Raw genomic sequence first — 11,532 nt, 5'->3', positions numbered from 1 at the left:
CTAACAAAAATAGAGAAAATTAACCTAAGTAATGGTTAGCTTAAAGGTTTTCAAAGGTTTTTGTTGACGAAACTACCGAAAACTGTTATGCTAATTATAAAGTTAATCGGAATTTTATTTACCTCATAATCAAGAAGAAAGCTGGTCAGGAACATGGCAAAAGCAGTACGCATGGCGGACATTGCACAGCGGCTGGGCATCAGCACCGTTTCCGTTTCCAAGGGTCTGGCAGGGAAGGAGGGCGTAAGCGCCGAGATGCGTGCCAAGATCCTTGCCACCGCCGAGGAGATGGGCTATCAGCCCCCCGCCCGGACCAACGCCCACCCCGGCGGCGAGAGCATCGGCATTCTGGTGGCAGACCGCTTTTTCAACGAGAATGCCTTTTATTCCAATCTGTACCGTGCCGTGTTGAAAGCTGCCACCGAGCAGGACATCTCGGTTCTGATGGAGATCGTTCTGCCGCAGGCAGAAAAAAGCTGCAATATGCCCACCTTCCTTGTAAACCGGAAAGTGGACGGCCTGATTTTTATGGGCGAGATCAGCCGCCGCTACCTTGCTACGGCGGTGCAGACCGGGGTGCCCTTTATGCTGCTGGACTTCTACGACGATGCCATTGCCGCCGACTGCGTGCTCAGCGACAACACCAGCGGCAGCTACACTATGACCGAGCACCTTATCTCCACCGGGCGGCGGAACATCGGTTTTGTTGGCAGCGTGCTGTCCACCAGTTCCATCATGGACCGGTATCTGGGCTATGTCAAGGCGATGCTCCGTGCCGGTCTGCCCATCCGGGATGACTGGCGGCTGGAGGACCGGGACGATCAGGGTAAGTTCGTGCCGTTCTCTCTGCCTCATGAAATGCCGGACGCCTTTGTCTGCAACTGCGATGCGGTGGCCTATAATCTGGTGGAGATCCTCAAGCGCAACGGCTACCGGGTGCCGCAGGATGTGGCAGTGACCGGCTACGACGACTACCGCTATTCCACTCTTTGCAGCCCCCAGCTCACCAGCTACCGGGTGGACTTGGACGGCATGGCAAAAACGGTGGTGGCGCAACTGCGCCGCAAAATGGCGCATAAGCCTGCCATTGCTCCCACCGTCATCGTGCCCGGCGGCTTTGTAAGAAGAGAATCTACCTGATAAAAAGGGGCTGATGCACGAAGGTTTGTGCATCAGCCCCTTTAGCGGAAAATAGAGTTTATATTGGGGATGCCGGAGCGTCTGCGGACGCTCCGGCATCCCGTTTTCATTTTTACAGGATCGTTCTCAGAAAAGCGGTCAGGACGTTTGCCGCCTGCCGGTGGTTCTCTGCGCCGGGGTGCTGCCGGGCACCCACGGTTTCCGGCGTGGTATTGGGCAGCTCCAGCAGATAGACAGAGCTGTCTCCGGTAATGGCCTTGTACTGCTCCATACCCTGCCGCAATACCGGCAGCAGCTCGCTGCCCAGCATCCCGATGCACCACACCAGCTTTGCCCCGGGGTTCTTCGCCCGGAGCAGCGTCAGGAAATGCTGTACACCATTTGCCACTTTTTGGGCGTCCGCAGGGTGGAAGTCCCCATTGGAGAGCCGCCGCATCTGGTGGGTCTTGCCGGTGGCAGGGTCTTGCCACGGCGGGTTATCGAATGCGCCGGTGTCGTTGGTGCCCAGATTGACGATGACAGCATCTGGTTTCCATGCAGCAAAATCGTTTTCCTGCTGTGCGCCAAGGGCGGCATTGCGCTGCCCCATCGCTACACCGCACACCTGTGTATAGTAGGGCGGCATCACATGGCGCACATCGTTGTCCCAGCCGGTCACGAGGCCCCAGCCACTTTGCGAGATGCAGCGATATTCGGCTCCCAGTGCATCGGCGGTCAGGCGGCCATAGTGGTTCTCCGCAGAGAAAAAGGCTCCCACCCAGTCCTCCTCCGGCTTGGCTCCGATGGCACCCTCGCCGCTGGTGATGCTGTCGCCCACAAACTCCAGCCGATATTTCGGCTCCGGCAGGGGCAGAAAATCGCCGCCCGCATATTCCAGCCCGGTGATCTGCAACAGATGCGTCGGGTCATCGTGCATGGCCTGCACATCCTTTAGCAGCCGGAGGTGCTTTGCCTTGCCCGGTGTCATGCCCCGGAAAAGACAGATCCGACTTTTGCCGGGGTTCACGGCAAACCGTGCCACCCATGCGCCGTTCAGCTCCACGCTGACCCACGGCTCTACCACTTCATAATCGGCGAAAAGATCCACCCACAGCTCACTGCCGGTAAATTCCAGCTCCATGCCGCTGGCCGTCCAGAATAGGGTCAGCGGGTCACGCCCGGTGTGCCGCCCCAGTGCCCGCACCTGCGGCAGCTGGGTCAGCGTCGCAGTTGTAAGTTGCTCCATTTTCTGTTCCCTCCCGTTGGTTTTTGCTTGAAGCATAGCAGATTCTACCCAAAATCGCAAGCTAAATCTGTAAGCTAACAAAAACCTAAAATTTAGTTTAGCCTTTGCACCTCCCGGTGCAGGGGCTTTTTTCGGGTCAGGTTGACCAGTGCTTTGCCCCTCTCCTTGTGCCATACGCTGAAAATGAAGCGGCATATTGACGGAACTTCCAAAACTGTCTTATACTTGTTGTGCAATCTGACGTTGATTTTTGAGAAAAAAAGAGGAAGGTTTCATGGAGCTGGAACACAACTTTTACGGGGTGAATTTTGCACCCTTTCCCCGGCGGGGCATGTTGAGTAGCGAGAATGCCCACCGCAGCATGGCAGCCATGGTGGAAGCCACCGCAGCCAACTGGGTCATCCTGTCGCCCTCTGGAATACAGTCTGGCCCTTACAGTGAGGAGATCGACTGGCGCACCGATGCCACCCCCACAGACGAGGAGCTGTGCGGTGCCATCCGCTTTGCCAAGCAGTTGGGCTTGCAGGTGGCGCTGAAGCCCACCGTCAACTGTGCCAACGGCGTGTGGCGGGCGCGCATCAGCTTTTTTGACCACGATGTGCCCTGCGAGACCCAGTGGAACAGGTGGTTTGCCAGCTACACCGCCTTCCAGACCCACTACGCTGCTCTTGCCGAAGCCGAAGGCTGTGGGCTGTTCCTGACCGGCTGCGAAATGACTATGACCGAGCACCGGGAAGCAGAGTGGCGCGCCCTCATTGCCGCTGTGCGGCAGCAGTACCACGGATCGGTGAGCTATAACTGCGATAAATACGGCGAGGACCATGTGAACTGGTGGGATGCCGTGGACTGCATCGCCTCCAGCGGCTACTACCCCCTGAAGGACTGGGAAAACCAGCTGGACCGCATCGAGGCGGTGAGCCAAAAATACAAAAAGCCCGTCCTCTTCAGTGAGGCAGGCTGCATGAATATCACCGGCTCTTCTGCTGTGCCCAACAACTGGGAGCTGAAGGGAACACGGAATGATCTGGAACAGGCGGATTGGTATGAGGCAATGTTTTCCGCCTGCGCCAAGCGTCCGTGGGTCATGGGCTTTGGCGTGTGGGACTGGCCTGCCGACACCAAAGCAGTCAGTGCCTACGCCGTGTCCGGCCGTCCGGCGGCAAAAATTATCCATAGTACATATCAGGGAGGAGTTTTAGAATGAATACGTCCAATTTTGCTCGTTTGAAAGAACTGTTCCGCCGTGCCGCGGCAGGGCAGGAACTGACCATCGGCTTTCTGGGCGGTTCCATCACGCAGGGCAGCCTTTCCACCCAGCCCGGTAATGCCTACGCTTTCCGGGTGTACCAGTGGTTCGTGGATACCTTTCCGCAGTCGAAGTTCCACTATGTCAACGGCGGCATCGGTGGCACCAGCTCCCACTATGGCGTTGCCCGTGCCGTGACCGATGTGCTGATGTACCAGCCGGATTTTGTGGCGGTGGATTTCAGCGTCAACGATCTGGAAGTCCCCTTCCGGCAGGAGACTTACGAGGGCGTTGTCCGCAAGCTGCTCACATGGCCCTCTCACCCGGCGGTGGTGCTGCTGAACAACATTTATTACGATACCGGCGAGACGTCACAGGACGAGCACAACGCCGTGGGCGACCACTACGGTGTGCCCCACGTCAGCATCCGGGACAGCATTTACAAGGATCTGCATGCCGGTAAGTATGCCAGCCGCACCCTGCTCAGCCCTGATGGGCTGCACCCCAACGATTACGGCCACGGTCTGGTGGCAGGGGAGATCATCAAGCTGCTGGAGGCAGTCAACGCCCACCGGGAAGAACCAGAGCAGGAGCCTGCCTTCCCGGCACCGCTCACCGCCAACGCCTACGAGAACGCCCGGCGGCTGACCATCCGGGAGCTCTCCCCCAAGCTGGAGGGTTTCCGGGCAGACCCGGAGGAAAAGCTGGGGCATCTGGACCACTGGAAAAACGGCTGGGTCGGTCAGAAGCCCGGGGATAAGATCACCTTTGAAGTGGATGCCTCCTGCATTGCAGTGCAGTACCGCAAGACCATCCGCCGCCCGGCGCTGCGGGCACAGCTGGTGCTGGACGGCGACACCGCCCACGCCGCTGTGCTGGACGGCAACTTCGATGAGGATTGGGGCGACTGCCTGTATCTCCAGCCCATCCTCCACCATGGTGAGCAGAAGACCCATACCGTGGAGATCACCATTCTGCCGACAGAGGATGAAGCTCCCACGGAGTTCTACCTCATGGCACTGATCACGGCATGAGGTAGAATACCCCTCCTGGACTTGATTTTTGGTGTGCGGCCACGCAAACCAATGCCGTCAAGTCGGTAGGGGATAGGGCGATTTTGTTTGTCGGAGAGTAAGTGCGCGGTTTCTGCACGGTTTTAAAACGTGCAAAGGGCGCTTCTCGCTGCAAAATCCGAACTTTTTTCCGATAGGAGAAGGGTTCGGATTTTTTGTATTCTTTGGAAAACAGAACGAATCCCTTGCTTCCATCGAAAAACGTCCTAGACCTTATCACAAAAAAGCACGACAGACCACGGTAAGAGTGCCGTAAGGCGGAAAGGACACAAACATGAAGTACGATGAAAGAGCCTGCGTCCACAAGGATGATATGGCAGACATCCTGCAAAAGATGATGGAACAGCATGAGTTTCCATAAAAACAAAAACAGGGTGCGCCCCTGAATAGGACGCACCCTGCCATCGCAATTCACGATTTGATTTGTTGACAACAACTGTGAATTGCATAAAGACGCAAGTTGCTATAAAACGGCAAGGTCTCCCGCAATCAAGAAACCTTGCCGTTTTGTGCTATATGTTGGCTGAATCAGGCAGCCTTCTGCAAACTTACAGTGCCACGCTGACCGGCAGGACATACACGCCGTCGGCGGCGTAGAAGGTGATCTGAGTAATCGTCTTGCCGATGATGGATGCAAAGTAAGGATCATCGGCATTGAAGCCCAGTTTGGTACCATGCCAGATGTTGGTCACATGATGCAGGCCGTACTCACTGCCATCGGCGGTGGTCAGAACTACGCCGTAGACCTTGTTGGCCTTGTAGTCCAGATCAAAACCGGAGAGCTTCATCTCGTAGGTGGTGTGGTGACCGTTGGTATTCAGCTCCACAGTGGTGCCCTCTACGGTGGTCTCGGCGGCGTGGACCTTGCCAAACTCCCACTTGCCGCTCAGCAGGTTATACCATGCGGTGACGTAGTAGGCAGGGGTCTCACTGAGCTTGTAGTAAGCGTAGCTCTCGTTCTCAAACAAGGCATCTGCGCCGGTGTAGGTGGTGGTGGATTCCTTGCCCTTCAGGGTAACGGTAATGTCGTAGCTGTCGGCATCGGTGACCTGTTTTGCATTCTTCAGCGCCCACGGGGTCAGCACCTTGACCGGGAAGGAAACGCCGGTGATGTCGGTGCCATCTGCGTTGACGTGGTAGGAACCGGCGGCAAGGTTGCCCGCACGGGTCTTGTTCTTGGTGGCACTGGTCACAGCGTCAATCTCAGATGCATTGTCCACACCGACAGCCTTGTAGAAGTCGGCGTAGGGGATGTTCATCTGGACATAGCTGGAGGTCAGGCAGTTTTCCTGTTCCACCTCTTCCGCAGCGAAGGCCGGGACTGCCACAGCGCATACCAGCATAGCGGCCGCAAGTGCACCTGCAAATACTTTTTTCAATCTCATGGTAACACACCTCTATCTCAGTTTTGAAAAAACAGTTAGCTTTACCTAACAATTGATGCAAAAAAATGCAGGGGCAAAGCCCCTCAGATGGTTAGGCAAAACAAATTCGCGAAGTAAAAATAGCACTCCCACCGGGCGTTGTCAAGTAGAAACCGGTAAGTTTGCAGAGGTGAATTTTTCGGTGCAGGAAACGATCTGCGTCCTCTATACCGCAAAGCCCTTGACCTTTTTGCCGGAGCGCAGTATACTGCCTGTATGGTTAGTTACATTTAACCACAAGGAGGTACTACATGATACAAGACGCATTCTGGGGGATCTTGATCCCTTTTCTGGGCACAAGCCTTGGAGCGGGCTGTGTGTTCTTTTTGAAAAACTCTCTGCGTGACGGCATCCAGCGCGCCCTCACCGGCTTTGCCGCCGGGGTCATGGTGGCGGCATCGGTATGGAGCTTGCTGATCCCGGCTATGGAGCAGGCTGCAGATCTGGGCAGGCTGGCGTTTTTCCCGGCAGCAGCAGGCTTTTGGCTGGGCATCCTGTTTTTGCTGCTGCTGGACCATCTCATCCCGCATCTGCACCAGAACAGTTTGCAGGCCGAAGGGCCAAAAAGCCAGCTCCAGCGCACCACCATGATGGTTCTGGCGGTGACGCTGCACAACATCCCGGAGGGTATGGCAGTGGGCGTGGTCTATGCCGGATACCTTGCCGGAACTGCTCAGATCACCGCCGCCGGGGCGCTGGCACTTTCCCTTGGCATTGCTATCCAGAACTTCCCGGAGGGTGCCATCATCTCCATGCCCCTGCGGGCGGAGGGAATAAAAAAAGGCCGGGCGTTCTGGGGCGGCGTGCTGTCCGGCATCGTAGAGCCCATCGGGGCAGTGTTGACGATTCTGGCGGCAGGCATCGTGGTGCCCGCGTTGCCCTATCTGCTCAGCTTTGCCGCCGGAGCCATGCTGTATGTGGTGGTGGAGGAACTGATCCCGGAAATGTCGCAGGGGCAGCACTCCAACGTTGGCACGGTATTTTTCGCGGTGGGCTTCAGCGTGATGATGGTGCTGGATGTGGCACTGGGGTGACGGTTGGAGTCCCCGAAAGCGAAATCTCTTTCGGAATCTCCGAAAATGCCTAAACTTCTTGACAGAGGAGACGGCAGGGCGTATTATTTTGGCAGAAGGACCGCTGAGAAGCGGCTTTTTATAAGACTGCAAGTTAGCTTTACCTAACTTGCAGCACGAGGAATTGCTGGCCTGTCACCCGGAGCAGTGGGCGCATCTGGTAAAAAGCATTGCATTGTGAACGGTAAACAGAAAGAGGGTGGCGTTATGTCCTTTTTTGAAAACACCCGAAAGCCCGTAGGCCTTGGCGGGAAGATCATGGTTGCTATGATGAACTTTGGACACAGCGCAATGGCAGAATGGGGGCTGCGTTTTTTACAGCCTGCCCCGGATGCCATGGTGCTGGACTGCGGCTGCGGCGGTGGAGCGAACATTAAAACACTGTTGAAACTGTGCCCCAACGGCAAGGTGCAGGGCATCGACTATTCGGCAGTCAGTGTAGAAAAAGCGCGAAAGGTCAATGCTGGTGCCATTGCAGCAGGACGGTGTGCCGTGCAACAGGCAAGTGTGGCAGAGCTGCCGTTTGAAGCGGAGCAGTTTGATGTGGTGACCGCCTTTGAAACGGTCTATTTCTGGCCGGAGCTTGCACAGAATTTCAGAGAGGTTTATCGAGTGCTGAAGCCCGGCGGAATCTTTTTCATCTGTAACGAAGCAAACGGCGAAACGACAAAAGACGACAAATGGACACAGATCATCGATGGCATGGTCATCTATACGGACACTGCACTGAAAGAGTATCTGGAACAAGCAGGATTCTGTCAGATCCAAAGCCACAAAAATAAAAGGGGCTGGCTGTGCGTCACAGCACAGAAATGAGGTGTGATCATGTCGAAAAAAGCAACGGAATTCCAAAGAAAAGCGATGAGCTGGATGTACCGGGGCAAGGAGATCTTTAAGCCTTTGAACACCGGCTGGATCGACGAGAATGTTGCCTGCGTGCGCGAATGGGTGGCGAACATCTTCTTTTACCGCAAAGGCGATACGACCATTATGGTCGATGCGGGATATAACTACGACCGCCTTGCCGAAAAAATGGGCTGGCTTGGGATTGATCCGAAGTCGATACACCATATCCTTATCACCCATCAGGACACCGACCATGTGGGTGCGGTGGAAGCAGACAGCCCGGGGCTGTTCCGGAATGCGAATCTGTACATCGGCGAGATTGAGAACCGGTATCTGATCGGAGAAGCACGCCGCAAGGTTATTTATCATCTCTATAAGCTGCCGCAAGTGACCATCTACAACGAAAAGCAGCTGCTTCACGATGGAGAGGTCTTTGATATTGACGGCGTCAGGATCGAGTGTTTTCTGGTTCCCGGTCATACATGGGGGCACATGGTATACCTTGTGGACGGGAAATATCTCTTTACCGGCGACACGCTGTGGTTTGGCGCGGACGGCGGCTACAGCTTCATTTCCTCGCTGGCGGAGGACAATAAGCTGGCTGTGCAGTCACTGGCGGAGCTGGAGCGGAAACTGCGCGCACGTGGGCTGCATCCATATTTCATCACCGGTCACACGGGATGGACGGACAATTTTGCCTTTGCGTTTGCCCACAAAGACAAGCGCTGTTCACCATTCAAAAAACGAGTACACGACCCATCGGCACCCTATGATGCCTACGACGAATCGGACGACACCGAAGAAAATGCAAAGAGCGGTTTTCTGAAAGGCGTGGGAAAATGAAGGACGGCGAATTACAAATTGACCGTAGCTGCCATGTGCTATATTCCAAACCCTGCAAAAAGGAAATTCTGGCGAAAATCACTCTGCACTATCCGGAGGTGGAGCGCGAGGTGGTCTGGGAGCAGGTGCAGCTGAGATACGCAGAGCTTCTTTCCAAGTGGCGCACCGACCTCGGCGGTAAAAAGAATTTTCACAACGGCGTAGGCGGCACCTACGACTGCATCACCATGATGTGCTTTTACGATGTGTGCCGGGATGTGGTCACATTCCGCGAAATGGAAGAGATAGAAGAAAATCTGATCCTACCGTCCTTCCGGAAACTGCGCTTCGTTGACATCAACAAGCCATTCTGGAAAAAGCTGATGTATCGAGCATTCAGCACTGCCCAAAAGCACTGTGACACATGGCATGATTACGAGATGGATGTTACGCCTTACGAAAACAGCAAGCCCATCTATTATGAATTTACGGCGTGTCCGGCGGCGGAATTTGCCAAGCGGTTCGGATTTGTGGCCATTATGCCCGCCCTGTGCAATGTGGACTATGCGTCCATGGAACTGCTCCATGCCAAGCTCGTGCGGACGACCACCTGCGTGGACGGTTGCCGATGCGACTATACCATCTGCGGCGATAAGGATCCATACGTAAAGGAACATCCCGAATACCGGGATGAAAACGGATACAGGAGGAATAAGTAATGCTTTTACAGGTGATTCTGGAAGGTCTTGGGCTGGGGGCTTTGCTGGTTCTTGTCTGTGCTGTGGGCATCTGCAAAGGGGCTGTTGGGATGGTGCATCTTTACAGCCCGGCGGTGCAGCAGCGGTGCGTAAAACTGGGGCTTACAAGCCCGGAACGCATCCGACGCAACAGCCTGCTGTTCAAAGCAGTCTGCATTCCCGGCTATATCGGCTATGTGCTGGTCTGTGTCTATGGGATAAACGGTACAAAGGGCTTTGTTCAGGGTTTCTGGCAGTTACTCGTCATCTTGTCCGTTATGAATCTCATGGACCGCCTGTTGGTTGACGGCTATTGGGTGGGGCACACGAACGCATGGACGATCCCCGGAACGGAGGATCTGAAACCCTACATTACTGCAAAAGACAAGCAGAAAAAGTGGCTGTTCGGCACGGTGGGCATGGCAGTCATAGCGGCGGTGCTGGCGGCAATGATGACAGTACAGTGATCGGAAAGACCCTTCTATCAGCGGCTTTTTCCGGTTTCTTGCAAGGGTCGGTGACGGCATGATGAAAATGCAGATCGTGAAGATCGGATTTGGAGGCAAGCAATGAAAATGAGCAAAGAAAAACGAGCACTCATCGCAGGTATGATTGGGTGCCTTTTATATGTGATCGGCGACTTTTTGTTTGCGGCGACCGGGAAAAGTCAAAGCACAGAATCCATTGGGCTGATGGTCAAGGTCGCCTATCTTGATATGGCAACATGGCGCATGGTGGTCAGCATCATCTGCGGTGTTCTCGGAACGGCACTCTATTACATCGGTTTTCACCAGATGTGGAAGCTTTTGAAGCAACGCCTCACCCAACCGAAGCAGCAGAAATGGGTCAAGCTGTTTCAAATCGCCTATCTCACCGGCACGGTCTGCTGGGGCTATGTTCATGCCATGTTCATGAATGTGGCGCTGATCTTCAAGTTTACCTTTGAGAAATACGGCGATATGCAGGCGGCAGCTGAAATTGCCAACAAGGTGTTTTACTGCAACGCCGCGCCGCTGCTGGCAGCATATATCCTGTGTGATGTACTTCTTTCCGTCGTGATGCTCGTTATGATCTGGAAAAGGATGCTCCCGCTGAAAAACACAGCACAGCAGATATTTGCATCCTTCTGCAACCCCATCGTTTTTACGGGGATTGTGGGAAATCTCTTCACGCTTCTGCCGTGGCCGCTGGATCAGATCGATCACGGCACGGAATCCGCCGGACACCTGCTGGTTTTGGTATTGGGGCTGGTTTTGCTTCGGGAGAAGGCAAAATGCGGAGAATGTAAGGAGACCGTGCAATGAAATACATGGGTATGCCCATGGGAATGTGGGTGCTGTTTGCTGGTTCCTTTCAAAAGCAGCTGACGGCAGTGCTGGGCTATGATGCGGACACTGCAAAAGCCATCACGAAAAAGGCAAAGCCGCAATACCGGCAGATCATCTGCAGGCTACCGGAGTTTGAAAAGGCCGACCGCTTCAAGATGAACATCGTCAACTGCGCAATGCTCGGCGCGTTCATTCTCTCCATGCCGCAACGCCCAGAGGTGGACAGGCTGACGGATTACTATGCAAAAACCATGATGACAAAGCCCATGCAGTGGTTCTGCCGCAAAAGCGGAAAAAGCAAGTTTACCCCAAAGGACATTGCCGCTATGAAAGCTACTGCCGCTCTGAAAGCCGCCGACCGCAACCCCTACTCGTGGAACATGGAATTTTACGAATACCCGGATGGCAGCGGCTATGAAGGACGCTTTACCAAGTGCGGCATCTGTGTGCTGATGAAGGAACTGGGGCTATACGACCTGACCCCCGCCCTGTGCCGTCTGGACTACACCATGAGCAAAGCAGGCGGTGTGACCGAATTTGTGCGGCAGTATACCCTTGCCTCCGGCGGACCCTACTGCGACTGCGGGTACAAAAAGAAAGGGTAACGGACGCTGCGAT

General features: G+C 54.9%; 12 protein-coding genes and 1 pseudogene. 11 read left to right on the top strand and 2 right to left on the bottom strand.

The annotated features are described in order from the left end of the window. Nucleotides 1–153: 153 nt before the first annotated feature. Nucleotides 154–1,140 carry a LacI family DNA-binding transcriptional regulator gene (locus tag MTP36_RS11565; RefSeq protein WP_249250770.1) on the top strand — a complete coding sequence of 329 codons (987 nt, stop codon included), beginning with the start codon at nt 154–156 and terminating at the stop codon, nt 1,138–1,140. A gap of 112 nt (nt 1,141–1,252) precedes the next feature. Here MTP36_RS11565 and MTP36_RS11560 read toward each other — a convergent pair whose 3' ends face one another. Beyond that, complete coding sequence (locus MTP36_RS11560) at nt 1,253–2,365, bottom strand: SGNH/GDSL hydrolase family protein (RefSeq protein WP_249250768.1); 1,113 nt, start codon at nt 2,363–2,365, stop codon at nt 1,253–1,255. Between the two features lie 274 nt (nt 2,366–2,639). Here MTP36_RS11560 and MTP36_RS11555 point away from each other — a divergent pair, with 274 nt between their 5' ends. Continuing rightward, nucleotides 2,640–3,569: a glycoside hydrolase family 113 gene (locus MTP36_RS11555; protein WP_249250766.1), complete on the top strand. Its 930-nt coding sequence runs from the start codon at nt 2,640–2,642 to the stop codon at nt 3,567–3,569. Beyond that, a complete protein-coding gene (locus tag MTP36_RS11550; RefSeq protein ID WP_249250764.1) occupies nt 3,566–4,645 on the top strand; it encodes an SGNH/GDSL hydrolase family protein in 1,080 nt (359 codons plus the stop codon). Before MTP36_RS11555 ends, MTP36_RS11550 begins: the two co-directional genes overlap by 4 nt. A 587-nt stretch (nt 4,646–5,232) precedes the next feature. Here the strand turns inward: MTP36_RS11550 and MTP36_RS11545 are convergent. Next, entirely contained in the window at nt 5,233–6,069 is an 837-nt protein-coding gene (locus MTP36_RS11545; RefSeq protein WP_249250762.1) for a hypothetical protein, read from the bottom strand. 290 nt (nt 6,070–6,359) lie between these two features. Here MTP36_RS11545 and MTP36_RS11540 point away from each other — a divergent pair, with 290 nt between their 5' ends. The 8 genes and pseudogenes from MTP36_RS11540 to MTP36_RS11505 all read left to right on the top strand — a co-directional run bounded on the left by MTP36_RS11540 (nt 6,360) and on the right by MTP36_RS11505 (nt 11,519). Beyond that, a complete protein-coding gene (locus MTP36_RS11540) occupies nt 6,360–7,142 on the top strand; it encodes a ZIP family metal transporter (RefSeq protein ID WP_249250761.1) in 783 nt (260 codons plus the stop codon). 246 nt (nt 7,143–7,388) lie between these two features. Further along, the gene (locus MTP36_RS11535) at nt 7,389–7,997 is read left to right on the top strand and encodes a class I SAM-dependent methyltransferase (RefSeq protein ID WP_249250759.1); all 609 of its coding nucleotides are present in this window, start codon (nt 7,389–7,391) and stop codon (nt 7,995–7,997) included. 9 nt (nt 7,998–8,006) lie between these two features. After that, nucleotides 8,007–8,870: an MBL fold metallo-hydrolase gene (locus tag MTP36_RS11530; protein ID WP_249250757.1), complete on the top strand. Its 864-nt coding sequence runs from the start codon at nt 8,007–8,009 to the stop codon at nt 8,868–8,870. Then, nucleotides 8,867–9,568: an L-2-amino-thiazoline-4-carboxylic acid hydrolase gene (locus MTP36_RS11525; protein WP_249250755.1), complete on the top strand. Its 702-nt coding sequence runs from the start codon at nt 8,867–8,869 to the stop codon at nt 9,566–9,568. Before MTP36_RS11530 ends, MTP36_RS11525 begins: the two co-directional genes overlap by 4 nt. Next, nucleotides 9,568–10,053 (top strand): hypothetical protein, encoded by a 486-nt coding sequence (locus MTP36_RS11520; RefSeq protein ID WP_249250754.1) that lies wholly within the window; start codon nt 9,568–9,570, stop codon nt 10,051–10,053. Before MTP36_RS11525 ends, MTP36_RS11520 begins: the two co-directional genes overlap by 1 nt. Next, a pseudogene (locus MTP36_RS11515) lies at nt 10,046–10,159 on the top strand (class I SAM-dependent methyltransferase); the annotation flags it as partial. The gene MTP36_RS11520 and the pseudogene MTP36_RS11515, both read left to right, overlap by 8 nt. After that, a complete protein-coding gene (locus MTP36_RS11510; RefSeq protein WP_249250752.1) occupies nt 10,156–10,890 on the top strand; it encodes a DUF6796 family protein in 735 nt (244 codons plus the stop codon). The pseudogene MTP36_RS11515 and the gene MTP36_RS11510, both read left to right, overlap by 4 nt. Next, nucleotides 10,887–11,519: an L-2-amino-thiazoline-4-carboxylic acid hydrolase gene (locus tag MTP36_RS11505; RefSeq protein ID WP_249250750.1), complete on the top strand. Its 633-nt coding sequence runs from the start codon at nt 10,887–10,889 to the stop codon at nt 11,517–11,519. Before MTP36_RS11510 ends, MTP36_RS11505 begins: the two co-directional genes overlap by 4 nt. Nucleotides 11,520–11,532: the final 13 nt, after the last annotated feature.

Source organism: Faecalibacterium sp. I4-1-79 (assembly GCF_023347235.1).
Classification (GTDB): domain Bacteria; phylum Bacillota; class Clostridia; order Oscillospirales; family Ruminococcaceae; genus Faecalibacterium; species Faecalibacterium tardum.
The sequence above is the reverse complement of the archived record's forward strand: the minus strand, read 5'-3'. Positions and strand labels throughout refer to the sequence as shown.